Origin of the sequence: Mycobacterium sp. 360MFTsu5.1, from assembly GCF_000383495.1 — a bacterium.
Lineage (GTDB): Bacteria > Actinomycetota > Actinomycetes > Mycobacteriales > Mycobacteriaceae > Mycobacterium > Mycobacterium mucogenicum_B.
Genome location: NZ_KB911470.1, coordinates 42,270 through 66,802, shown reverse-complemented (window position 1 = coordinate 66,802; position 24,533 = coordinate 42,270). Strand labels below are relative to the sequence as shown.

The window sequence follows — 24,533 nt, the reverse complement described above, 5'->3', positions numbered from 1 at the left end:
GGCATGTCAGACCCGCCGGGCAGTATGGACACGTGAATCCACTCGACAGGTTCAGTGACCTGACCCGGGAGTGGTTCGCGGCTGCCTTCAGCACGCCCACCCCGGCCCAGGAGCAGGCCTGGCAGGCCATCGCCGACGGCCACAACACGCTGGTCATCGCCCCGACCGGGTCCGGCAAGACGCTGGCGGCGTTCCTCTGGGCCATCGACCAGCTGGCACAGCAGCCCGCCAACACCAACGGCGCCAAGGGCACAAAAGTCCTCTACGTCTCGCCGCTGAAGGCCCTCGCGGTCGACGTCGAGCGCAACCTGTCCACGCCGCTCACCGGCATCACGCGGGTGGCCGAGCGGGTGGGCGCACCGGCGCCCGGCATCACCGTCGGCGTGCGGTCGGGTGACACCTCTCCCGCGCAGCGGCGCCAGCTGATCGCGACGCCGCCGGACATCCTGATCACCACACCCGAGTCGCTGTTCCTGATGCTGACGTCGGCGGCCCGCGAGACGCTGGCGACGGTGCGGACCGTCATCGTCGACGAGGTGCACGCCGTCGCGGCGACCAAACGCGGCGCGCACCTCGCCCTGTCGCTGGAACGCCTCGACGAGCTGCTCGACCAGCCGGCCCAACGCATCGGCCTGTCCGCGACCGTCAAGCCACCCGAGGAGGTCGCCCGCTTCCTGTCGGGAGCCGCGCCCACCACCATCGTCAAACCACCGGCCGCCAAGACCTTCGACCTGAGCGTCGAGGTACCGGTGCCCGACATGGCCAACCTCGACGGCGGCACCATCTGGCCCGATGTCGAGGAACGCATCGTCGACCTGATCGAGTCGCACAATTCGTCGCTGGTGTTCGCCAACTCCCGGCGGCTGGCCGAACGGCTCACCGCGCGGCTCAACGAGATTCACGCCGCGCGGTCCGGCATCGAGCTGCCCAATGAGCGAAACCCACAGATCGGCGGGGGCGCGCCGGCCACCATCATGGCCAGCGGGCAAACCTTCGGTGCGCCGAGCCTGCTCGCCAAGGCCCACCATGGCTCGGTCAGCAAGGAGGCGCGGGCGCAGGTCGAGGACGACCTCAAGAGCGGCCGCCTCAAGGCCGTCGTCGCCACGTCGAGCCTGGAACTCGGCATCGACATGGGTGCGGTCGATCTGGTCATCCAGGTCGAGGCGCCGCCGTCGGTGGCCAGTGGTCTGCAGCGCATCGGGCGCGCCGGCCACCAGGTCGGCGAGATCTCCGAGGGCGTCCTGCTGCCCAAGCACCGGACCGATCTCATCGACTGCGCCGTCACCGTGCAGCGGATGCGCGCCGGCGAGATCGAGACCCTGCAGGTACCCACCAATCCCCTCGACGTGCTGGCCCAGCACACCGTCGCGGCGGCCGCCCTCGAGCCACTCGATGCCGACCGCTGGTTCGACGCCGTCCGCCGCAGCGCGCCGTTCGCCGCGCTGCCGCGCAGCGCCTTCGAGGCGACGCTCGACCTGTTGGCCGGCAAGTACCCTTCGACCGAGTTCGCCGAGCTGCGGCCGCGCCTGGTCTACGACCGCGACACCGGCACCCTGACCGCCCGGCCCGGCGCGCAGCGGCTGGCCGTCACGTCCGGCGGTGCGATCCCGGACCGCGGCATGTTCACCGTCTACCTGGCCACGGGTGACGAAAAGCCTTCGCGGGTAGGCGAACTCGATGAGGAGATGGTCTACGAGTCGCGGCCCGGCGACGTCATCTCCCTGGGCGCCACCAGCTGGCGGATCACCGAGATCACCCACGACCGGGTGCTGGTGCTGCCCGCGCCCGGCCAGCCCGCGCGGTTGCCGTTCTGGCGCGGCGACGCCGTCGGCCGTCCCGCTGAGCTGGGCGCGGCCATCGGCGCGTTCACCGGCAAGCTCGCCGGGCTGCCGCGCGCCGAGTTCGACGAGTACTGCAGCACAATGGGTTTCAACGACTACGCCACCGACAACCTGTGGCAGCTGCTCGACGAGCAACGGCAGGCCACCGGCACGGTACCCACCGACACCACGTTCGTGGTGGAACGGTTCCGCGATGAGCTCGGTGACTGGCGGATCGTCCTGCATTCGCCTTACGGGCTGCGGGTGCACGGGCCGCTGGCGCTGGCGGTGGGTCGACGGATCATGGAGCGGTACGGCATCGACGAGAAGCCCACCGCGTCCGACGACGGCATCGTGCTGCGCCTGCCCGACACCGGGGAAAACCCGCCCGGCGCCGACATTTTCGTGTTCGAGGCCGACGAGATCGAGCCCATCGTCACCGCCGAGGTCGGCGGGTCGGCACTCTTCGCATCGCGTTTCCGCGAATGCGCGGCACGGGCGCTGCTGCTGCCGCGGCGCCATCCCGGCAAGCGGTCGCCGCTGTGGCACCAGCGACAGCGGGCCGCGCAGCTGCTGGACATCGCCCGCAAGTACCCGGATTTCCCGATCGTGCTGGAGACCGTGCGGGAATGCCTGCAGGATGTCTACGACGTCCCGATGCTCATCGAGTTGATGCGCCGTGTCGCACAACGCCGGATCCGGGTGCTCGACGTGCAGACCGCCACGCCGTCGCCGTTCGCCGCGTCGCTGCTGTTCGGTTACGTCGGCGCGTTCATGTACGAGGGCGACAGCCCGCTCGCCGAACGTCGTGCTGCCGCACTGTCGTTGGACGCCACGCTGCTGGCCGAGCTGCTGGGCCACGTCGAACTGCGCGAACTGCTCGACCCCGACGTCGTCACCGCCACCATCCGGCAGTTGCAGCACCTGACGGAAGACCGTGCCGCCCGTGACGCCGAGGGCATCGCCGACCTGCTGCGGTTGCTCGGGCCACTGAGCACCGAGGAACTCCGGCAGCGGTGCACCGCAAGCGATGTCGAGGCCTGGTGCGCCACGCTGCAGGCCGCCAAGCGCGCCGTGGCGGTGACGTTCGCCGGCCAGAGCTGGTGGGCCGCCGTCGAGGACATGGGCCTGCTGCGCGACGGTCTCGGCGTCGCGGTGCCGGTCGGCGTGCCGGCCAGTTTCACTGCCGCGGTGACCGACCCGCTGGGCGAACTGCTCGGCCGCTACGCCAGAACCAACGGGCCGTTCACGACAACCCAGGCGGCGGCCCGGTTCGGCCTCGGTCACCGGGTGACTGCCGATGCCCTGAGCCGGATGGTGCTGGACGGCAAGCTCATTCGCGGTGAGTTCACCGATCTGCCGGACAGCGTCGACCAGCAATGGTGTGACGCCACGGTGCTGAAGATTCTGCGGCGCCGGTCGCTGGCCGCGCTGCGGGCCCAGATCGAGCCGGTGAGCACCGCCGCGTACGCCCGGTTCCTGCCGGCCTGGCAGCAGTTCGGCGATGCGCGCGGCATCGACGGCCTGGCATCGGTCATCGAACAGCTTGCCGGCGTGCCGATTCCGGCATCCGCCGTCGAACCGCTGGTGTTCGGTCAGCGGGTGTCGGACTACCAACCGGCGATGCTCGACGAACTGCTGGCCTCCGGTGAGGTCACCTGGTCAGGTGCCGGCCAGATCGGCGCCAACGACGGCTGGGTCGTCTTCCACCGGGCCGACACCGCGCCGCTGTCGCTGGCGCCGGGTACGGAGATCGAGTTCACCGACACGCACCGCGAACTCCTGGACACGCTCAGCAACGGCGGCGCCTACTTTTTCCGGCAGCTGGCCGCAGAGGACAGCACCGACGCGAAACAGGCGCTGTGGGAACTGATCTGGGCCGGCTGGGTCACCGGCGACACTTTCGCCCCCGTCCGGGCGCTCCTCGGCAACGCGGGGCGCAAACCCGGAGGATCGCACCGGCAGCGGCAGCAGCGCCCGCCCCGGCTCAGCCGCTACAGCGTCGCCCGGCCACAGGCCCGCACCGTCGACCCGACGGTCGCCGGCCGGTGGTCGGCCCTGCCGCCCGCCGAGCCGGAATCCACGACGCGGGCACACTTTCAGGCCGAGCTGCTGCTGGGCCGCTACGGCGTCGTCACCCGCGGCGCGGCCGACGGCCTGCCCGGCGGATTCGCCACGCTGTACAAAGTGCTGACGGCGTTCGAGGAGGCCGGGCGCTGCCAGCGCGGGTATTTCATCGAATCCCTTGGTGGCGCGCAGTTCGCGGTGGCCTCGACGGTGGACCGGTTGCGCAACTATCTCGACAGCGTCGACCAGAGCAGCCCCGACTACACCGCCATCGTGCTCGCCGCCACCGACCCGGGCAATCCCTACGGCGTCGCCCTGCCGTGGCCCGACGCCGCCGGGCATCGACCGGGCCGCAAGGCGGGCGCACTGGTGGCGTTGGTCGACGGCGAGTTGGTGTGGTTCCTCGAGCGGGGCGGAAAGTCGTTGTTGTCGTTCGGCGCCACGCCGGAACAACAACGCGCGGCGGCCGGTGCGCTGGCAGAGCTGGTGAGCACCGGGCGACTGCAGTCGCTGTTGATCGAGAAGGTCAACGGGGAGGCGGTATTGGCTCCCACCCCCGACGCCGCGCAGGCCGAGGTCCACGCCGCGCTGGCCGACGCCGGTTTCTCCCGGACGCCGCGGGGTCTGCGGCTGCGCTGATCCGATGGGTGGAGTTAGATCTCTCTAGATCCTGCACGCTCACGGTCCACTGCTTACGATGTGATGAGCTCGGAAATCATCGGCCGGCGTTCACACGCCGGTCGATGTGACGAGCGTCGCCGCCAGTCCACCTACCATCTAGTTAGGTTAGGCTAAGCTGGTTGATTGCGTCGGCTGCCGGCCTGGCCGCGTCGGCCATGGCGGGTCGCTCAACGACGAGAACCCACGGGACACGCCGGTATGCGGCTGAAGGGTTTGAGGAGACGCGATTGCCCGGACTGTACGACCCGGATCAGGACAAGAGCAGTTGCGGTGTCGGCTTCTTGACCCGGAAGGACGGCGTCCAGACTCACGACGTCATCCGCAAACTCCACGAGGCGTTGTGCGCCGTACCGCACCGCGGCGGCATGTCCTCCGAAGGCGTGGGCGACGGCGCGGGCGTCAACCTCGATCTGTCACTGCGATTCTTCGCCGAACTCACCAATCGGTCCGACCTACGCCTCGGCCAGTTCGGCGTGGGCAACTTCTTCCTGCCGAATGATCCCGCCCACCATGACGAGGCCGAGGCGGTCATCGAGAAGGCACTCCTTGACCAGGGTTTCGAAATTCTGCTCAAGCGCGATGTCCCCGTGGATGATTCCGCAATCAGGGCCGCCGCGACGAAGTATCAGCTCCCCATCCGGCAGTGGGTGTTCCTGTCGGATTCGGATCGCAAGATCCACGATGCCCTCATGGCCATCGAGGCGATCGCCTACACCCGCCCCGAACTGCTTGGCCTGTACCCGCTTTCGTTGAGCGCGCGCACGCAGGTGCTCAAGGGCCGGCTCAACTCGAACGAGGTGGTGCCCTACTTCCGCGATCTGTCCGATCCGCGGATGGAGGTGCACTCCATGTTCTTCCACACCCGCTTCTCCACCAACACCGCGCCCAATGCCACCATGGCCCAGCCGTTCCGGTTGATGGCCCACAACGGCGAGCTCAACACCGACAAGAAGAACCGGCTCTCCGACAACGCGATCGCCCGGGCCCACAACCGCGCCATCATCCGTCCCGCCGGACAATCGGACAGCTGCCGGCTCGACCAGACGCTGCAGCACCGGGTGCTCGAGGACGAACTGGACCTCGTCACGGCCGTGGTCGCCATGATGCCCCCGGCATGGGAGAACGACACCACACTGTCGCCTGAGGTCCGCGCCATGCTCGAGTACTTCAGCCTCTACGAGGAGAAGAACGACGGTCCTGCCGCACTGATCTTCGGCGACGACCGGTTCATCGGCGCGCGCCTCGACCGCTTGGGACTGCGCCCGCTGCGCACCGTGGAGACCGCCGAATATCTGGGCGTCATGTCCGAAGCAGGGCAGGTGTACTTCCCGCCGGAGGAAGTGATCAAACGGGGCCGCATCGAAGCCGGCGGAATGCTGTACTACGACCACAAAGAGCAGCGGTCGTACGGTTCTACCGAAGCCCTGGAAATACTTGCTGCACAACATGATTACCCCGAAATGCTGGCGCGGGCCCGGGTCAACCTGGCCGACCTGCCCGCGGTGCCGCCGGAAAGCCAGCTCTCCCCCGCCCGCTACAACGGCGACCTGAACCGCTATCAGCGCTACGTCGCCTATTCCATGAGCCAGGAAGATTTCAAGTTCCTGATGGACCCGATGCTGGCCACCGGGCAGGAGAAGATCTCCGCGATGGGTTACGGCGCCGCGATCAACGCGCTGTCCAATCACGAAGGCGGCATTGCCCGGTATTTCTCGCAGCGGTTCGCTCAGGTCACCAATCCGCCGCTGGACAGCATCCGTGAAGCCGACGGCATGACGCTGCGGGTGGCACTCGGCGCCAAGCCGGGTAGCGGCGGCACACCGGCGCCGCAGATCGTCATCCCGTCTCCGATCCTGTCGCACCTGGACATGCTGATGATCCGAGACCAGAGCCACACCCCGGTGCGGGTATTCGGCATGCGGTACCGAGTGGCCCTCGATGGCGGGCAGTACAACGCCGACGTTCTGGTGCACGCGATCGACAAGCTGTGCGATGAGGTCGAAGCGTTCGCGCGCGAGTCGGGCGGCATCGCCGTCATCTCCGACCGTCACGTCGAAAGTGCCCGGGCGCCGATGCCTCTCACCATCGTGGTCTCGGCCATCAACCAGCGGCTCATCGAAGAAGGCCTGCGGCTGCGGGTGTCGCTGATCGCCGAGAGCGGACAGCTGGCGTCGTCGCATCACATCGCGACGGTGCTCGGGTTCGGCGCGTCCGCGGTGTATCCGCTGACGGTGCAGATGCGCGCCGAGGAGAAGTTCGGCCCCGACGAGCAATCGGTTGCCGCCGCCTACAAGCGTTTCGCCAAGGCCGCGGAGAAGTCGTTGATGAAGACCATGGGCCGCGTCGGCCTGTGCACCGTCGAAAGTTACATCGGCGGTGAGTTTTTCGAGCCCAACTACCTCGACACCGCAGGGCCGGTGCTCCGCAAGTACTTTCCGAACGTCACCGCGGTCGTCGGCGGCGTCGGATTCCGTACGCTGTCCGACACCTCGGCTGAGTGGCATAACCGCGCCCTGCAGGTCAGCACCGAGAAAGACGTGCCGCTGCTCGGCCTGTTCAAGGAACGGGCGGAAGGCGCCGGGCACTCGTACGGCACCACGGCCGTGCGGGGATTCGTCGACATGACCGAGGAATCCATCGCGTTCGACGACGCTGCGCGGCCCAAGAATGCCGACATGGCCGACCCGGTGTTCCTGCGAACGCTGCCATTGAACCAACTCGAAGGTGCATTCGGTCTGAACGACGAGGCCTACCGCAACAACAGCTTCGAGGAACTGACGCCGCGAGCCATCAACAGCTTCGACATCACTCCCGGCTACCGCAGTTTCGTGTTCGCCATGAACGACGAACGTGCCCGCCGGCCTGCAGCTCTGCGCGACGTGCTGGCGTTCCCTGCCGACGTCACCTTCGCCACCACGGCGGACGAATTCCGTTCCGAGATGGGCAAGTTCGCTCGCTTCGGCAACAACTCCTACCTGGTGCGCGGTCTGACGGTAGAGCGGATGGGAGACGAGTTCACAATCCGGCTGAGCCACTCACCGGAGCGACTGCAGGCACTGGCGGACTCGTTGGTGCAGCGGTTCGGTGAGGAAATCATCGACCACCGGATCGACGACGACCGGCTGTGGCTCGTCGCTCGTGCGAGAGCTCGGCATTTCCTGGGAATGACGCAGACCGCGCCGGAAGCGATTCCGCTGGATTCGGTCCAACCGGCCGATGAGATCGCGGCCACGCTCACCTCCGGCGCCATGAGCCACGGTGCGCTGGTGGCGAACGCCCACGAGGCCGTCGCGCACGGCACCAACATGGTGGGCGGTCTGTCGAACTGCGGTGAGGGCGGCGAGCACATCAGCCGCTACGGCACCATCCGCGGCTCCCGCATCAAGCAGTTCGCCTCGGGCCGCTTCGGCGTGTGGGCCGGCTATCTGGCCGATCCGATGCTCCGCGAGCTGGAGATCAAGATCGGGCAGGGCGCCAAACCCGGTGAGGGCGGCCAGCTTCCGGCCCCCAAGGTGACGGTACAGATCGCGGCCGCCCGTGGCGGCACCCCCGGCGTCGAGCTGGTGTCGCCACCGCCGCACCACGACACGTATTCGATCGAGGACCTGGCACAGCTGATCCACGACTGCAAGGCCGCACGCGTGCGGGTGATCGTCAAGCTGGTGTCGAGTGAAGGCATCGGAATCATCGCCGCCGGTGTCGCCAAGGCCGGCGCAGACGTCATCAACGTGGCCGGCAACACCGGTGGCACCGGCGCGGCCGCCGTCACGAGCCTCAAATACGCGGGCCGCTCGGCGGAGATCGGCGTCGCCGAAGTGCATCAGGCCCTGGTGGCCAACGGGATTCGGCAGAAAGTCGTCCTGCGATGTTCAGGCGCGCACCAAACCGCCAGTGACGTGATCAAATCGGCGCTACTCGGAGCGGACAGCTACGAGTTCGGCACCACCGCCCTGATGATGCTCAAGTGCGTCATGGCAAAGAACTGCAATATCAAATGCCCGGCAGGCCTGACCACCAACGCCGAGGCGTTCGAGGGCGATCCTCGTGCCTTGGCGCAGTACCTGCTCAACATCTCCCATGAAGTCCGCGAAATTCTCGCCACGCTCGGGCTGCCGTCATTGCAGCATGCCCGCGGCCGCAGCGACCTGCTGCACCTGCTGGATCACCCGTCGAGTATCGGCCAACTCGATCTGCGGGCAATGCTCGCCCCCGCAGAGGGTTTCGTCCCCGAAGACCCGATCTACATGGAACGGGACTACTCCGTCGACGACTCGTTCCTGGCCCAGCTCGACCTGGCCGGAGTCGCGATGGAACCGGTGACGCTGACCAACCGGAACAAGAGCGTCGGCGGACAGCTGGCGATCGACATCGAACGCATGCTCAACCACGAGGGTGCCGATGGTCCGGCGGTGGCGACCGACGACCGCGGCCGCCGCTTCCTGAAGCCGGACAGCGTCGTCATCACGACGTCCGGATCGGCCGGACAGAGCTACGGCGCGTTCTGCAACGACGGAATGCTGTTGACGCACACCGGAACTTGCAACGACGGCGTCGGCAAGAGCGCCTGTGGCGGCACCATTGCGGTGCTGTCCCCCGGCGGCGGATCGGAAGAGCCCGGCGGCAACGTGCTGATCGGTAACTTCGCCTTGTTCGGCGCATCGGGCGGCCGGCTGTTCGTCGCAGGTGAGGCCGGTGACCGGTTCGCCGTGCGTAACTCCGGCGCCACGGCAGTGGTCGAAGGCGTCGGCGAATTCCTCTGCGAGTACATGACCAACGGTGCGGTGTTCAACATCGGCGAGTTCGGCAAGGGTGTCGCCAATGGCATGAGTGGCGGATTCCTCTACCAGTTCGACCCCGACGGTCAGCTGCCCTCGAAGGTCAGTGCCGACTCGGTGGTCGTCGCCCCGATATCGGAGGCGCCGTTTCACGAAGCGACGGCACTGACTCTGCTGCAGTGGCATGCTGAGGCCACCGGTTCGGCGAAAGCGCGGCGGCTGCTTGACGATTGGCACGTCACCCGCCAGCACGTGGTGTACGCCATGCCGCGGGCACTGCTGCTGTACCAGGACGCCGACGCAATCCTGGCGGCCAAGACCCGCAAGGAACTGCTCGACGAACTGGCCACTGCGCTCGCCGGCTACCAAGTGGCCAAATTCAAGCGGTCCTACCGCAACGGCGAAACAGTGCTCGGCGGTGCGGTACCCGGTTACGGCGATACCGACACCGAGGAGATGTACGCGCTGCTCAACACCTACACGGTGCTGCACATGGCTCAGCAACTCGCCTTGTCCCGCACCCCCGGGATGGCTGACGTGGCCGATCCACGGATCGGAAAGACTGTGCGCAACCTGGTGCTCACCGAGGATTTCTTCCTCATCCAGAAACTGCAGCGCTACGCCCGCGAGGCCATCGACGGGTTCAGCGACGAGGACCTCGCGGTGTTCGTCGCCAACAAGCGGATCAACGACTACAAGGAGGCGCTGGCCCAACGCAATGTGCTGTCCATGGACAGTCCCGGCACCTACGGCTGGATCCTGTACCAAGATGCGAAGAACGTCGAGAAGATCGGCCGACTGCCGTCCTTCGAGGAACTGTTTGCCGCACAATCCGTCCCGGATGTCGCCGCCTCGTTCGACTCCCTGGAGAGCGCACAGTGAAGATCGCCTACATTCCCGAAGACGCCCCGTTCAGCGGAGACCAGCGTGCCTGGATCTCCGGCTTCCTGGCCGGTCTGCATTCCCGACTGGCGATCAATGTCGCTGCCCCGCCGCCCGTGGTCGTCGGTGACCAACCGGCCTCGCTTCCGCAGCTGCGTATCCTGTACGGAACCCAGACGGGCAACGCCGAGGGTGTCGCCAATGATGCTGCGGCAGCGGCCAAGTCACAGGGTTTCGACGTCAAGGTCAGCGGACTCGACGAGATCGAACTGGGCGAGTTCGCCGGCCTGAAGTTCGTGCTGATCGTCACCTCGACCTATGGCGAGGGCGAGATGCCCGACAATGCCGAATTGTTCTGGGAGGCGCTGTCGGCGTCGACGGCACCGCGGTTGGAGGGTGTCTCGTTCGGTGTGCTGGCCCTCGGCGACACCGGCTATGACGGCTTCTGCCAGGCCGGCAAGCTGTTCGACATGCGCCTGGAGCAACTCGGCGCGACCCGCGTCGTCCCGCGCACCGACTGCGACGTCGACTACGAGGCACAGGCCGCCGACTGGATCCAGAGTGCACTGATGGCGCTGGTGCCGACATCCGGTGCCAGTGGGCGGCCGTCGGCGCCGCCGCCCAGTGCGGTCGCGCGCTCCGGATGGACGCGGAAGAACCCGTTCGTCGCGGCGTTGGCGGTCAACCGCTTGCTGTCGGGCTCGGGTTCGGACAAGGAGATCCGGCATTACGAATTCGCCTTGGCGGACAGCGGTATCGAATACGAGGCCGGTGACGCGCTGGCTGTGCTGCCGCAGAACAATCCTGCTCTGGTGCAGGCCATCGCCGAGCATTTCCGGGTGTCCGTCGACACGATGGTCGACGGCGAGCCGCTGAGCGAGCTCCTTGGGAATCGCTACGAAATCAGTTCTCCATCAAAAGATTTGCTCGGCGAGGTGGAAAGCCGTGCCGAAAACGAAGAACTGTCGCACGTGCTGCGTGGCGGTGTGAAGGAGAGACTGGACCGCTGGCTGTGGGGTAAGGACATCCTCGACGTGCTGCGCATCGCCGGCGACGACCTGAGCGTCGAAGAATTCGTCGGATTGCTCAAACCCCTTCAGCACCGGGCGTATTCGATCTCATCGAGTGCGCTCGCGCATCCTGATCGGATCCATCTGACGGTGGCCAGCGTGCGCTACGAAATGGGTGGGCGCATGCGCGGCGGCGTGTGCTCGACGTTCCTGGCCGACCGCAGCGAGACGGCGAAAATCTTCCTGCAACCGAACAAGTCGTTCCGGGTACCAGCCGATAACGACGTGCCGATGATCATGGTCGGTCCCGGCACCGGCATCGCACCATTCCGGGCGTTCCTGCAAGAACGCGAAAAGCGCGGTGCCGGCGGCCGCAACTGGCTGTTCTTCGGCGACCAGCATCGCGCGGACGACTACGTCTACGAAGACGAACTGACGGCGTGGCAGGCCTCCGGCCTTCTGGACCGACTGGACCTGGCGTTCTCGCGCGATCAGCGCGAGAAGGTCTATGTGCAGCACCGGATGCGCGAAAACGGCAAAGAACTGTTCGGCTGGCTCCAGGACGGTGGCCACTTCTACGTCTGTGGCGACGCGTTACGGATGGCCAAAGACGTCGACCAGGCTCTGCACGATGTGGTCGCCGAACACGGCGGACTCGATCATGACGCCGCCACTGACTACGTCAACGAACTCAAACGCGAGAAGCGGTACGTGCGCGATGTGTACTGACGGTCGACGATGCCCGAACTGCCCCGCGGGGCGGCTTGCGGCCGGCAGCCGCGCACTGGCCGAAGCGCTGCCCGCGCTGGGCACGGTGGTCTCGGTGACCGCCAATGATGCTGCGCTACTGTCGCAGACCGGCGAGTATGGCGCGGTCGCGCACCCCGGTGAAGCGCTCGTGTACAACGAGGATCGGATCGGACTACGGATCTCGCCCAGTGTGGTCGGGTACCGGACCTCGCGGGCACTGACACTGCTCGACGACTTCGGCACGCACCGCGCCTATCTGACACCGTTGACGGACCAGCTTGTGGTGGAGGCACTCTCGACTACACCGGCCGACGCATCAGAGCCTGTGTCGCCGGTCGACTGGGGTGCCGTCAACTGGGCCGACACCGATCAACTCGACCATCTCGACGATCTGTCGCACGCGCGCTACCAGGTGCTTCCATTTCAGGGCGCCCGGCGGATCGTTCCTGCAGTGGTTCCTCACCTCTTGGCGTATCTGGTGTCCGAGGGGCTGGGTTTCACGGTCGCTGTGCGCGGCGGCGGGTGCGTGCAGCTACACCGCGGCCGGGCGTCGATGGCAGATGGGGCGAACCAACATTTCGCGGTGATATTCGGGGCAGCACGATATGCCGTTGACCCCGTGCAGCTTTCGGAATGCTGGGTGACCCGCGCGCATGGCATATCCGGGCCGACGTCAGCGATCGAGCTGTACGACCACAGCCGCCACTGCGTGACGGTTCTGACGCAGACCGGAGCCGTGTGCGAGCACGTCCGGAAACCCTGGGAAGCCATGGTGGCATCGTTGCCGACCTGCGAGGACTAGAAAACTCAGGCAGCAGAAGGGTTTTCGATCACAATCGCGACGCCCTGACCTGATCCGACGCAGACGCCGATGGCCCCGTACCGGGCGTTGCGCTCGCGCAGTTCGGTGGCCAGGGTCAGGACGTACCGGGCCCCGGTGGCGCCGAACGGGTGACCGATCGCCACGGCACCGCCATTGGGCGTGAGCTTCTCGTCGGGCACGACGAACCCGTCGAGCTGATTCGGCAGCTCCCGCAACACCCCGAGGGCCTGCGCGCTGAACGCCTCGTGGACCTCCCAGACATCGATCTGTTCGGGCCTCAGCCCGGCACGTTTGATGGCCAGGGGCAGCGCCCACGCCGGTGCGAGACCCATGAACAGCGGGTCGATCCCGTACACCGCCGAGGACACCACCCGCGCCAACGGCTCGACGCCGAGTTCCGCCGCGCGCTCCCCCGACGCCAGCACCAGCGCGCTGGCGCCATCGGTGAGTGGTGTCGAGTTGGCCGCGGTCATCTGCGTGGTTCCCGGCTGCGGGCGCAGCGCCGCCAGCTGCTCGGCCGTGGTCTCGTCGCGGATGAACTCGTCGTGCTCGAAAAGCCGCACGGGCGACTTCTTCGTCGCGGCGATCTCGACCGGCATGATCTCCTTGGCCAGGCGCCCGGAATCGCGGGCCGCCTTGGCATTTCGCTGCGTGCGCAGCGCGAAGGCGTCGATCTCCTCGCGCGTCAGACCGTAGCGATCGGCGACCTTTTGCGCGGTCTCGATCATGCTGATGTACGCGTTGCGCGCCAGCAGCGCGGGGTTGGGTGGACCACCGGCACCGGCCCACATGGTGTCGAGCAGGATGACCGGCCCGCGCGGTGCGAACGGCGCGTCGCCTTTCATGTAGGCCCAGCCCGATCGCGACATCGACTCGACGCCGCAGGCCATCCCCACGCCCAGATCGCCGGCCCGGATTGCGTGCGCGACGTTGATCGTGGCGCTCAGCGACGACCCGCAGAACCGGTTGATCGTCGTCCCGGCCACGGTGTCCGGGAAGCCCGCGGCGAGCGCCGCCCAGCGGGCGACGTCACCCATCCCCTCGTGCACCGGATTCACACAGCCGGCGACGACGTCCTCGATGGCTCCGAGCTCGACGCCGACGCGTTCGCACGCGCCCTTCATCGTCATGCCGAGGAGGTCGTCGGTGCGGATGTGCGACAGCGAACTGCCGTACCGCGCAAATGGAGTGCGGACACCACCAAGCACAAATGCTTCTGTCATCAACCGTCTCCCGCTCGATGTCGAGCCGAGCGTACGTCGAACGTGAACGTGATCGCGCGGATCTCGAGAAAGTCGACGATCGGGTTCACGCTCGGCGCAGCCAGTCGAGCACCTGCTGCGCGTGGGTGTTCGGCGGGAAGATCGGATAGAAGACGTGCTCGATCCGGCTGTCCCGGATCACCAGCGTGAGGCGGGTGTAGAGCCGAGGATGCTTGTCTGCGGCGAAGGTCGGGAGCCGCAGCGCGTCGGCCAGCGCGAACGTCTCGTCCGACAACATGTGGAACGGCAGCCGCAGCCGCCGCACCACTTCGGCCTGGTAGTCGACATCCTGGCTGGACAGTCCCCAGACCTGGCTCGCCCCAGCGGCTTTCAGCTCGGCGAAATGGTCGCGGAAGTCGCACGCCTCGGTGGAACATCCCCGAGCCCCGGGAATCGCGTCCCAGCCCGCGGGGAGGTCGGCACCGGGACGGCCGGTCAGCGGATACAGGTACAGAATCGTCCGGCCCGCCGGCAGCTGACGCAGCTGGACGTCACCACCGCCGCTCGACCTCAGCGTGATGTCCGGGACCGGCAGCCCGACCAGATGATCAGCCGCACCGTCGTTTTCGGGAACGGGCAGGCCGGCGGGGAGCGTCGTGAAATCTGTCAACAGTTCATCCTTCTTGTCGAATGCTCGGCACGCGGCGGCGTCGAGCCGCGCCGCGAGGTCCTGCCGCCGCTGTGTCAGCGACGCGATGGTCTCGTCGAGGACCGCGATGCTGTCCCGATACGCCGCAAGCGACTCGGGGCACTCGTCGCTGTGTTCGTGGCCATGACGAAGGCAGTCGATGAACGGCCCGGCCTTCGATGGGGCGATGCCGACCGCGGCGAGCGCACGCACCTCGCTGACGATCTGCACGTCCTCTTCGGTGTAATCCCGGTAGCCATTGGGCAGACGCGACGGCACCAGGAGGCCGAGGTCCTCGTAGTACCGCACGGCCTTGGTCGACGCGCCCGTCAGCCGGGCCAGCTCAGAAATCTGCATGGTCAATGTCCTCAGCCCAGAGGGTAAACATTGCCGCCGGGGGCAAGGTCAACTTCCGCGGCCGCCGGACCCATTCATGCCGGGCTCCTAGAGTGAAGCCATGCCCCTGCACACCCCGCTGACGGAACTGTTCGGCATCGACCACCCGATCGTCCTGGCCCCGATGGGCGACGTATCCGGTGGCCGGCTGGCAGCCGCGGTATCGGAAGGTGGCGGGCTGGGCCTGATCGGCGGCGGCCGCGGTGACCTCACGATGCTCGCCGCTGAATGCCAGCTGGCCAAGCAGGGCACCGAAAAGCCCTGGGGCGTCGGCCTACTCACCTGGGCGGTGAACCCGGAGATCATCGACTGGGTGATCGCGCAGCAGCCCGCCGCCATCATCTTGTCGTTCGGCGACCCCGCCCCGTTCGCCAAGGCCATCCACGACGCCGGCATCCCGCTGCTGTCCCAGGTGCACAGCCTCGATGAGGCCAAGCAGGCGCTCGACGCCGGAGTCCAGGTACTGGTCGCGCAGGGCCGGGAGGCCGGGGGCCACCACGGCGGCAGGTCGACGCTGCCGTTCGTGCCTGCGGTCGTCGACATCGCGCACGGCATCCCGGTTCTTGCCGCCGGTGGGATAGCAGACGGCCGCGGCCTGGCGGCTGCGCTGACCCTCGGCGCGGCGGGCGCCATGATCGGCACCCGATTCGAGGCCACCCACGAGTCCCTGCTCAGCGCCGCCGAGTCCAAGGTCATGCTGAAAGCGAAGGCGGCGGACACCACCAGCGGCCGCGCCATCGACATCGCCGCGCGCCCTGTCGAAACGCGTTGGCCGGCCGAGTATCCGGCGCGTACCGTGCGCAGCGTCTTCACCGACGAGTGGCAGGACCGCGACGCCGAGCTCGACGCGGATCCCAAGGCACAGCAGGAGTTCCGCACCAAGGTGGCCGAGCTGCACATGGATTACGTGCCGATCTGGGCCGGTGAGGCCCTCGACCTCATCGATGAGCTGGAGCTGGCCACTCCCCTGGTCCAGAAGATCGCGCACGATGCCGAACGCGCGCTGACCCGAGCCCACGCCTACATCCGCTGATGCCCGAAGGCGACACGGTTTTTCACACCGCAGCGATCCTCCGCGAGGCGCTGCAGGGAAAGACGCTGACGCGCTGCGACATTCGCGTGCCGAAGTTCGCCACCGTCGACCTCACCGGCCAGACGGTCGAGGACGTCATCAGCCGCGGCAAGCACCTGTTCATCCGGACCGCCGAGGCCAGCATCCATTCGCATCTCAAGATGGAGGGCAAGTGGCAGGTCAACACCAGGCCCCGCCGGCCCGACCACAAGACGAGAATCATCCTGGAAACCAAGGACATCCAAGCGGTGGGTTCAGAACTCGGCACCCTGGAAGTCCTCAAACGGGACCACGACGAGGAACCCGTCAAACACCTCGGCCCGGACCTTCTCGGCCCGGACTGGGATCCACACCGGGCAGCCCAGAACCTCACCCAGGACCCGGACAGGGCGCTGCATGAAGCGCTACTCGACCAACGCAACCTCGCGGGCGTCGGCAACGTCTACGCCAATGAGCTGTGCTTCATCGTCGGCCGCCGCCCGACCGCCCCGGTCAGCACAGTGAAAGACCCGCTGCGGCTGGCGCAGCGGGCCCGGGACATGTTGTGGTTGAACAGAAACCGATGGAACCGCACGACAACGGGCGATACCCGACCCGGCCGTCAACTCTGGGTGTACGGCCGGGCCGGGCAGGCGTGTCGCAGGTGCGGGACGCTGATCGAATCAGGCGACCGGAACCGGCACCAGAACCTCGACGTCGTCGGCGACCTCAACAACCTCACTGACCGGATCACCTTCTGGTGCCCGCTTTGTCAGCCATGAGTCCGGGAGGGCCAGGCGGCAGATCTTCTTGACCACCGAGAAGAACTGCTTGTGGATCGGACCGCTGTTGTAGGGCAGGTCGTACTTCTCGCACAGTGCCTTGACCTCGGGCGAGATTTCCGCGTAACGGTGCGCCGGGATGTCGGGGAACAGGTGGTGCTCGATCTGGAACGACAGGTTGCCGCTGAAGATGTGGAACCACTTGCCGCCAGACAGGTTCGCCGAACCCAGCAGCTGGCGGTAGTACCACTGGCCGCGGGTCTCGCTCTTGGTCTCCTCGATGGTGAACTCGTGGGTGCCCTCGGGGAAGTGACCGCAGAAGATGATCACGTACGACCACACGTTGCGCATCAGGTTGGCGGTCATGTTGCCGGCGAACACGAACGGCAGGAACGGTCCGGCCAGCAGCGGGAACGCCACGTAGTCCTTGACGGTCTGCTTGCGGACCTTCGCCCACATCTCACGCAGCATGTCCTTCTTGTCCCGCAGGCGGATTTCACCGCTGCGGATGCGCTCGGTCTCCAGCTCGTGCAGCGCGACGCCGTACTGGAAGAACACCATCAGCAGGAAGGCGTAGACCGGGTTGCCCAGGTAGTACGGGCTCCACTTCTGGTCCTCGCTCATCCGCAGGATGCCGTAGCCGATGTCGCGGTCCATGTCGACGATGTTGGTGTAGGTGTGGTGCATGTAGTTGTGCGAGTGTCGCCACTGGTTGGACGGGCAGGCCGAATCCCATTCGAAGTTCTGGCCGCGCAGCGCCGGGTCACCCATCCAGTCGTACTGGCCGTGCATGACGTTGTGGCCGATCTCCATGTTGTCCAGGATTTTCGACAGACCGAGCATCACGGTGCCGACGGGCCAGGCCGGCGGCAGGAACAGCAGGGCGCGGCCACCGACCTCCAGCTTGCGCTGCATGGCGATGATGTTGCGGATGTAGTCGGAGTCGCGGTCTCCGAGGTCGGCGAGGTGGCGTTCGCGGATGGTGTCGAGCGCGCGGCCGAATTCGTCGAACTGCTCGGGGGTCATGGGGGCGGGACGTTGAGCCATGGTTCGTCTCCTTTGAGTGTGTGGGCTGGTGGGGTGGTCTAGAGGTCGATCTGGACGTCGCCGCACGGGGCGGTCACGCAGATTTCGATGTTTTCGTCGGGCGCGGTCGAGACGGCGCCGGTGATCAGGTTCTTCACGGGGCCGCTGATCTTCTTGCGGGTGCAGGTGTGGCAGATGCCCATCCGGCAGCCGCTGGTCGGGTTCAGGCCGGCGGCCTCGGCCTGCTCGAGGATCGAGCGGCCGTCATCGACGACGTCGACCTTGCTCCCGGTGAAGGCGACGTTGCCGCCGGAGGCGTCGGTCGGGACGGCGATGACCGGGGGCACGAAGCTCTCGGACTGCGCGCCCGGCAGCAGGTCCTTGACCGCGTCGACCAAGGCCGGCGGGCCGCAGACGAACACGGCATCGGGGTTGGGCATGGCGGCGGCCAGGTGATCCGGGCCGAAGTGGCCGCTGAGGTCGCCGCGGTTGGACCGGGTGTAGCTGTGCAGCACCTTCACGCCGGGTGTCGCCGCCAGCTCGGTGGCGTACGCGGCCTCTTCGGGGTTGCGGGCGTAGTGGAGGAACGCGACCTCGCCGTCGAAGTTCTCCTCACGCAGCGTGCGCAGCATCGACAGCACCGGGGTGATGCCGCTGCCGCCCGAGACCAGCAGGATGCGGCGCGGGCGCTGCTCGGGGAGGACGAAGTCACCGCCGACGGAGTCGAGGTGGACGACCATGCCGGGCTCGGCGTGCTCGAACAGGTGGGTGGAGACCAGGCCGCCGTCGTGCAGGCCGACGGTCAGTTCGATGACCGGGCTGCCCTCGGAGTTGGCCGGCGAGTAGCACCGGGTGCGGCGACGGCCGTCGATCTCGACGGTCAGGTTGATGTGCTGGCCGGCTTTGAAGCCCTGCCAGGCGTCGTTGGGCTGCAGGGTCAGGGTGACACTGCGCGGCGTCTGCCGACGGACCGCGACCACCTTGGCGCGGGCATCGTTGACAGTCCAGGTGCGGTCGAAAACCTCGGTGTACCGGTCCACGCCATGCGGGCCGGTGAGGATGCCAACCAGGGCGGAGCGCCGTACTCGGCGGCTCAAAGTTTCGGTGAACATATGTACACAGTGACCGACTTCAACCGTTCGCGTCAAGACTTAAAGTGCAGGTTGTTGCTCGGATCACACGGTGAACATCCGTACTCATAACTCATACACATTTGTATCCATCTGCGGTTTCGGTGTGCTGTGTAAACTTTGTTCGGTGAACAGTCGTACCCCTGGTTCACGCGACCGGAGGTCCAGCCGCTCATCAAGCTCTCGCGTCCAGGACAACCTCTCTCGCGAAGAGCGCAAGGAAGCCACCCGCCGCGCCATCATCGCGGCCGCCCTCAAGCTGCTCGACGAGGACAGTTTCAGCGCGCTCAGCCTGCGTGAGGTCACCCGCGAGGCCGGCATCGTGCCGGCGGCCTTCTATCGGCACTTCGAAACCATGGACGCCCTCGGCCTGGTCCTGATCGACGAGTCGTTCCGCGCCCTGCGGGAAATGCTCCGTGGTGGCCGCGCCGGCCAACTCGACCCCAAACGCATCATCGAGTCCTCGGTCGACATCCTGTTCAACAGCGTCGCCGAACGCCCCGAGCACTGGCGCTTCATCAGCCGTGAACGCAACAGCGGTGTCACCGCGCTGCGCTATGCGATCCGCACGGAAATCCGGTTGATCACCTCAGAGCTCGCGATCGACCTGGGCCGGCTGCCCGGGCTCACCACCTGGAGCGCCGAGGACCTGAACATCGTGGCCGGGCTGTTCGTCAACACGATGATGACCACCGCCGAATCCATCGACGACGCCAACGACGCCAAGGCACTGGACGACGTCAAGCGGACCGCGCGCAAGCAGCTGCGCATGATCGCCGTCGGCGTGGCCGGGTGGCACAGCGGCTAACGTCAGGCGCATGACAACGCTGTCGCTCGCCTATCCACGCCCTGATATCGCCGTCCTCACGCTGAACCGGCCGGAAAAACTCAACGCGCTGAATTTCGAACTCGTCGAGGCCCTGCACAGCACGCTCGAGGAGATCCACCGGAACAACGAGTGCCGTGTCGTCGTGCTCACCGGCGCCGGCCGCGGATTCTGTTCCGGCCTGGACCTTTCCGACCCCAACCCCCCGGAAGCCGGTGGCGGACTGGAATTTCCGCGCTCGGGCATGCGCTGGCAGGAACGTATCGCCGAGCTGACCACCCGAATCCAGAATCTGCGCCAGCCGGTGATCGCCGCGGTCAACGGGCCCGCATACGGCGGCGGCTTCGCCATCGCGCTGGCCGCCGACATCCGCATCGCGGGACCCGGCGCACGGTTCTGCACCCAGTTCATCAAGCTGGGCATCGGCGGCTGCGACATCGGGGTGAGCTACACCCTTCCCCGGATCGTCGGCGCCGGGCAGGCATTCGATCTGATTCTCACGGCCCGGACGGTCGAGGCCGACGAGGCACTGCGCCTGGGCCTGGTCTCGCGACTGTCGGACGACGACGTCGTCGCTGACGCCCTGGCCATCGCCGAAACCCTGTGCAGCTACGGGAAATTCGGTGTCGAGTCGACCAAGCAGGTGCTGTGGGCCAACCTCGAGGCCCCCAGCCTGCAGGCCGCACTGCACGTCGAGAACCGCAGCCAGATTCTCGCCGCCTCGGCCCACATCGATTTGGCAGCAAAGGCTTTCGGCCCCCGGTAGCTAGGGCACGCGCTTCTTCAATCGTGCCACCCGATGCAGCTGGCCGAAGATGTTCATCGAAGTCAGCATCGGGATGCCGCCGACGAAAGTGCGGAATGACGGATGGCCGCCGTGGACCTGCAGTTCATACATGCAGCCGACCACATAGAAGAAGCCCATCGTGAACAGCAGCGCGGGAATCGCGTAGGCGAGCGGTGAGCCGGCGTCGGACACCAGTTCCTTCGCGTAGTCGATCTCGTCCTGCGACATCGGTTGGCCCTCGCGCACTTTGGCCAGTACGGCTTTGTGGGCGCCCACCTGTTCACCCAGTGCGGCGGGTGGCCGCCGCTCCAGCCCGCGGATGTAGACGAAGACGCATGCGAGACAGATCAGTGCCATCAGCCCGGCGAGGATGGTCAGGCCGCCCCACAGTTCGATGCCCGTCATGCGTCTCCTCCGTACCGTCGCGCACCTGCACCCGATCCCGTGACCGCCGGATCGCCGTCTTCCCACAACAACAGTTGGCGCACGGCCGAGCGGGATCCGTAGGGCTGCAGCATCTGGCTGGCGGGGCGTGGCCGTACCTTGAGCGGCCACCAGAACCACCGGCCGAGCAGCGCCGCGATGGCCGGTGTCATGAACGAGCGCACGATCAACGTGTCGAACAGCAGCCCGAGGGCGATTGTCGTGCCGATCTGGCCGAGCACTCGAAGGTCCGCGAACACGAAGGACGCCATGGTCGCGGCGAACACCAGCCCGGCAGAGGTGACCACCGCGCCGGACCCCGCCATCGCGCGGATGATGCCGGTGTTGATACCGGCGTGGATCTCCTCCTTGAACCGCGAGACCAGCAGCAGGTTGTAGTCCGACCCCACCGCCAACAGCAGAATGACGGCCAGCGCCAACACGATCCAGTACAGCTCGATGCCGAAGATGTCCTGCCAGATCAGTACAGAGAGTCCGAACGATGCGCCCAGCGACAGCGCCACGGTACCGACGATGATGACGGCGGCGACGATGCTGCGGGTGATGAACATCATCACCAGCAGGATCAGACTCAGCGCGGCGATACCGGCGATCATGAGGTCGTATTTGGCGCCGTCCTGAATGTCCTTGTAGGTGGCCGCGGTTCCGGCGAGATAGACCTTCGAGCCGCCCAACGGCGTCCCCTTGACGGCCTGCTGCGCGGCATGCCTGATGGCGGCGATGTGCGAAATGCCTTCCGGCGTCGCGGGATCGCCGTCGTGCGTGATGATCATGCGGGCGGCCTTGCCGTCGGGCGACATGAACAGCTTCATACCGCGCTGGAACTCGGGGTTGGTGAACGCCTCCGGCGGTAGATAGAAGGAGTCGTCGGTCTTCGACGCGTCGTACGCCTGGCCCAGTGCGGTGGCGTTCTGCAGCGATGCGGCAGCCTGGTCGTTGAGCCCTTTGTTCGTGGCGTAATTGGTCATCGTCAGTTCGCGGTTGGTCTGCTGGCTGGCGATCTGCGGCGGGATCAACGCGAGCAGCTTCGGCTGCAGCGCATCGAGTTTGGCGATGCTCCCCGCGACGTCGTTCAGCTGATCGGTCAGGTCGTCGATGCCGTCGAGCGCGTCGAATATGGACCGCAGGGCAGCGCAGACCGGGATGTCGTAGCAGTGCGGTTCCCAGTAGAAGTAGTTGCGCAGCGGGCGGAAGAAGTCGTCGAAGTTGGCGATCTTGTCGCGCAGATCCTGGGCCGTCGCGACCGTCTGCTGAAACGCCGTGGCCTGCTCGTGGGTGATACCGCTCGACTGCTGTTGCAGCGCATACTGTTGCCGCAGAATGTCGATCGAGTTGTTGATCACCTCGACCTGCTTGAGCAGGTCGGCGCTACGTGCCTGCTGGAAGGGCAGGTTGTTGATCTGGCCGGCGTTCCCGGCGCTGATCAGGAACGGTATCGACGAGTGGTCCAGCGGCGTCCCCAGCGGCCGGGTGATCGACTGCACCTGCGCGATGCCGTCGGTGTGGAAGACGGCTTTCGCGACGCGCTCGAGCAGGATCATGTCGGTGGAGTTCCGCAGATCGTGATCGGCTTCGATCATGAGCAGTTCGGGATTGAGCCGGGCCTGGGAGAAGTGCCGTTCGGCGGCGGCGTAGCCGATGTTGGCGGGCGCGTCGGCCGGCATGTACGGGCGGGTGTCGTAACTCGTCTTGTACCCGGGCAGGGCGATCAGGCCGATGAGGGCCACCGCGACGGTGACCGCCAGGATGGGACCGGGCCAACGCACGATGGCCGTACCGATGCGCCGCCAGCCCTGAGTCTGCAGCTGGCGCACGGGTTCGAAGAGACCGAAGTGCCGGCCGATGCACAACAGCGCGGGCGCGAGCGTCAACGCGGCGACCACGGCTACGAGAACGCCTGTGCCGGCCGGGATTCCGAGGCTCTCGAAGTACGGCAGCCGGGTGAACGTCAGGCAGAACACCGCGCCGGCGATCGTCAGGCCCGATCCCAGGATGATGTGTGACGTCCCGTGATACATGGTGTGGTACGCCTCGACCCGGTCCTGCCCCGCATACCGGGCCTCATGGAAGCGGCCGATGAGGAATATCGCGTAATCGGTACCCGCGGCAATGACCAAGAGCGTCAACAGGTTTGTCGAGTACGTCGACAGCTCGATGATGCCGGCGTTGGCCAGCGACGCGACGACGCCACGAGAGGCCGTCAGCTCCATCATCACGGTGAAGATCACCACGATCACCGTCGTGATCCGGCGGTACAGCGAGAACAGCATCACCATGATGACGCCGATGGTGATCAGGGTGGTCTTCAGCGTGCCGTGCCGGCCCACCTCGAACTGGTCGGTGATCAGGGGCGCAGCGCCGGTGAGATACACCTTCAAACCTGATGGCGACGGGGTGGATTCGATGATCTTGCGGACGGAGTCGACGGACTCGTTGGCCAGCGACTCACCCTGATTGCCGGCGAGATAGACCTGCACCAGTGCGGCCTTGCCGTCGGCGCTCTGCGAACCGGCTGCCGTCAGCGGGTCGCCCCAGAAGTTCTGCACGTGCTGGACATGTTTGGTGTCGGCGGTGAGCTTCTCGATCAGGCCGTCGTAGTAGTGGTGCGCGTCCGCCCCCAAGGGCTTGTCGCCCTCCAGGACGATCATGGCCGAACTGTCGGAGTTGAACTCCTGGAACACCTTGCCGATCTGCTTCGCCGCCTGCAGCGACGGCGCGTCCGTCGGACTCAGCGACACGTTGTGCGACTCGGCGACGGTCTCCAATTGCGGCACAAAGACATTCGTGACGACGGCCAACGCCAGCCAGAAGAAGGCGATCAGCACCGAGTATCGCCGGATGAAGTCGGGCACGCGGTTGGCGCTCATCCGGATTTGTCCAGACAGTAGGTGAAGGCGTGCACGGTATTGACCGTTCTCTCGTCCTTGACGGCGTCATCAATCGTGATGCGGCAGCCGATCGAGTTGCTGTCGCCTTGGGCTTGCAGGTTGACGAACACCGCGGGCTGCGTGGTGGTCGTGTCGTAGGTCCACGGCAAGGTGACGGCGTCGGCGCGCTGTGGTTGGGCATTGACGTCCAGGTAGGTGACGGTGGCCACGGTGCCCGGCGGCCCGTAGACCTCCATCACCACATGTTTGGGGTTGAACGGCACGATGTCGTTCACCGCACCGCTTGGGGTCGAGGTGACGTCATGCGAGGCGAAGATGCCGTGCAATCGGTACACCGCGAACCCGGCGACCACGACCACCACCACGGCCACCACATACATCCAGTGCCGGCCGAGTCGGCGTCTGATCGAAACCTGCTGCATCCGTGCCCCTTTCAATCCGTACGCGGGGCACGGACTGCGCGGAACGCCTTCTAGCGTGGCTGATCAAGAAGGTTGACGGTATG

15 protein-coding genes are annotated in these 24,533 nt (G+C 66.5%); 8 read left to right on the top strand and 7 right to left on the bottom strand.

Going from position 1 to position 24,533, the window contains the following annotated elements; translation table 11 throughout:
• Positions 1–32 precede the first annotated feature (32 nt).
• The 4 genes from H289_RS0121265 (at position 33) to H289_RS0121250 (ending at position 12,787) form a co-directional block, all read left to right on the top strand.
• On the top strand, positions 33–4,526 hold the full coding sequence (locus tag H289_RS0121265) for an ATP-dependent helicase (protein WP_020102845.1): 4,494 nt from the start codon (positions 33–35) through the stop codon (positions 4,524–4,526).
• 197 nt (positions 4,527–4,723) lie between these two features.
• On the top strand, positions 4,724–10,225 hold the full coding sequence (locus H289_RS0121260; RefSeq protein WP_081633490.1) for a glutamate synthase-related protein: 5,502 nt from the start codon (positions 4,724–4,726) through the stop codon (positions 10,223–10,225).
• Positions 10,222–11,964 carry a sulfite reductase subunit alpha gene (locus tag H289_RS0121255; protein WP_020102843.1) on the top strand — a complete coding sequence of 581 codons (1,743 nt, stop codon included), beginning with the start codon at positions 10,222–10,224 and terminating at the stop codon, positions 11,962–11,964. The genes H289_RS0121260 and H289_RS0121255 overlap by 4 nt, the downstream gene beginning before the upstream one ends.
• On the top strand, positions 11,954–12,787 hold the full coding sequence (locus H289_RS0121250) for a ChuX/HutX family heme-like substrate-binding protein (protein ID WP_029105541.1): 834 nt from the start codon (positions 11,954–11,956) through the stop codon (positions 12,785–12,787). The genes H289_RS0121255 and H289_RS0121250 overlap by 11 nt, the downstream gene beginning before the upstream one ends.
• A 5-nt stretch (positions 12,788–12,792) precedes the next feature.
• On the opposite strand, the gene H289_RS0121245 is transcribed toward H289_RS0121250, so the two are convergent.
• Positions 12,793–14,031, bottom strand: a complete 1,239-nt coding sequence (locus H289_RS0121245; protein WP_029105540.1) for a thiolase family protein — start codon at positions 14,029–14,031, stop codon at positions 12,793–12,795.
• Between the two features lie 85 nt (positions 14,032–14,116).
• Positions 14,117–15,055, bottom strand: a complete 939-nt coding sequence (locus H289_RS0121235; protein WP_020102840.1) for a MerR family transcriptional regulator — start codon at positions 15,053–15,055, stop codon at positions 14,117–14,119.
• A 100-nt stretch (positions 15,056–15,155) separates the two neighbouring features.
• On the opposite strand from H289_RS0121235, the gene H289_RS0121230 reads away from it, so the two are divergent.
• Positions 15,156–16,127, top strand: coding sequence for an NAD(P)H-dependent flavin oxidoreductase (locus tag H289_RS0121230; RefSeq protein ID WP_020102839.1), 972 nt, complete (start codon positions 15,156–15,158; stop codon positions 16,125–16,127).
• Entirely contained in the window at positions 16,127–16,927 is an 801-nt protein-coding gene (gene nei2 / locus H289_RS0121225) for an endonuclease VIII Nei2 (protein WP_020102838.1), read from the top strand. The genes H289_RS0121230 and nei2 overlap by 1 nt, the downstream gene beginning before the upstream one ends.
• Here nei2 and H289_RS30970 read toward each other — a convergent pair.
• Both H289_RS30970 and H289_RS0121215 read right to left on the bottom strand, forming a co-directional pair.
• Positions 16,829–17,974, bottom strand: a complete 1,146-nt coding sequence (locus tag H289_RS30970) for a fatty acid desaturase family protein (RefSeq protein WP_051128553.1) — start codon at positions 17,972–17,974, stop codon at positions 16,829–16,831. The genes nei2 and H289_RS30970 overlap by 99 nt on opposite strands.
• A gap of 38 nt (positions 17,975–18,012) precedes the next feature.
• On the bottom strand, positions 18,013–19,065 hold the full coding sequence (locus tag H289_RS0121215) for a ferredoxin reductase (RefSeq protein ID WP_020102836.1): 1,053 nt from the start codon (positions 19,063–19,065) through the stop codon (positions 18,013–18,015).
• A gap of 145 nt (positions 19,066–19,210) precedes the next feature.
• Here H289_RS0121215 and H289_RS0121210 point away from each other — a divergent pair, with 145 nt between their 5' ends.
• Positions 19,211–19,891: a TetR family transcriptional regulator gene (locus tag H289_RS0121210; protein WP_020102835.1), complete on the top strand. Its 681-nt coding sequence runs from the start codon at positions 19,211–19,213 to the stop codon at positions 19,889–19,891.
• Positions 19,892–19,901: 10 nt separating this feature from the next.
• Positions 19,902–20,675, top strand: coding sequence for an enoyl-CoA hydratase/isomerase family protein (locus H289_RS0121205; RefSeq protein ID WP_020102834.1), 774 nt, complete (start codon positions 19,902–19,904; stop codon positions 20,673–20,675).
• On the opposite strand, the gene H289_RS0121200 is transcribed toward H289_RS0121205, so the two are convergent.
• From H289_RS0121200 to H289_RS0121190, 3 genes are read right to left on the bottom strand one after another with little or no spacing between them, the layout of a single operon-like run.
• Positions 20,676–21,101, bottom strand: a complete 426-nt coding sequence (locus H289_RS0121200) for a hypothetical protein (protein WP_020102833.1) — start codon at positions 21,099–21,101, stop codon at positions 20,676–20,678. It lies immediately after the preceding gene.
• On the bottom strand, positions 21,098–24,007 hold the full coding sequence (locus H289_RS0121195; protein WP_020102832.1) for an MMPL/RND family transporter: 2,910 nt from the start codon (positions 24,005–24,007) through the stop codon (positions 21,098–21,100). The genes H289_RS0121200 and H289_RS0121195 overlap by 4 nt, the downstream gene beginning before the upstream one ends.
• Positions 24,004–24,450, bottom strand: a complete 447-nt coding sequence (locus tag H289_RS0121190; protein ID WP_020102831.1) for an MmpS family transport accessory protein — start codon at positions 24,448–24,450, stop codon at positions 24,004–24,006. The genes H289_RS0121195 and H289_RS0121190 overlap by 4 nt, the downstream gene beginning before the upstream one ends.
• Between the last annotated feature and the right edge of the window lie 83 nt (positions 24,451–24,533).

What these genes read in the sequence shown, in the direction of transcription:
- H289_RS0121260 (WP_081633490.1), top strand. Translation starts at nt 4,724, where the DNA reads ATGGCGGGTCGCTCAACGACGAGAACCCACGGGACACGCCGGTATGCG.
- H289_RS0121250 (WP_029105541.1), top strand. Translation starts at nt 11,954, where the DNA reads ATGTGTACTGACGGTCGACGATGCCCGAACTGCCCCGCGGGGCGGCTT.
- H289_RS0121245 (WP_029105540.1), bottom strand. Translation starts at nt 14,031, where the DNA reads ATGACAGAAGCATTTGTGCTTGGTGGTGTCCGCACTCCATTTGCGCGG.
- H289_RS0121235 (WP_020102840.1), bottom strand. Translation starts at nt 15,055, where the DNA reads ATGCAGATTTCTGAGCTGGCCCGGCTGACGGGCGCGTCGACCAAGGCC.
- H289_RS0121230 (WP_020102839.1), top strand. Translation starts at nt 15,156, where the DNA reads ATGCCCCTGCACACCCCGCTGACGGAACTGTTCGGCATCGACCACCCG.
- nei2 (WP_020102838.1), top strand. Translation starts at nt 16,127, where the DNA reads ATGCCCGAAGGCGACACGGTTTTTCACACCGCAGCGATCCTCCGCGAG.
- H289_RS30970 (WP_051128553.1), bottom strand. Translation starts at nt 17,974, where the DNA reads ATGGCTCAACGTCCCGCCCCCATGACCCCCGAGCAGTTCGACGAATTC.
- H289_RS0121215 (WP_020102836.1), bottom strand. Translation starts at nt 19,065, where the DNA reads ATGTTCACCGAAACTTTGAGCCGCCGAGTACGGCGCTCCGCCCTGGTT.
- H289_RS0121205 (WP_020102834.1), top strand. Translation starts at nt 19,902, where the DNA reads ATGACAACGCTGTCGCTCGCCTATCCACGCCCTGATATCGCCGTCCTC.
- H289_RS0121200 (WP_020102833.1), bottom strand. Translation starts at nt 21,101, where the DNA reads ATGACGGGCATCGAACTGTGGGGCGGCCTGACCATCCTCGCCGGGCTG.
- H289_RS0121195 (WP_020102832.1), bottom strand. Translation starts at nt 24,007, where the DNA reads ATGAGCGCCAACCGCGTGCCCGACTTCATCCGGCGATACTCGGTGCTG.
- H289_RS0121190 (WP_020102831.1), bottom strand. Translation starts at nt 24,450, where the DNA reads ATGCAGCAGGTTTCGATCAGACGCCGACTCGGCCGGCACTGGATGTAT.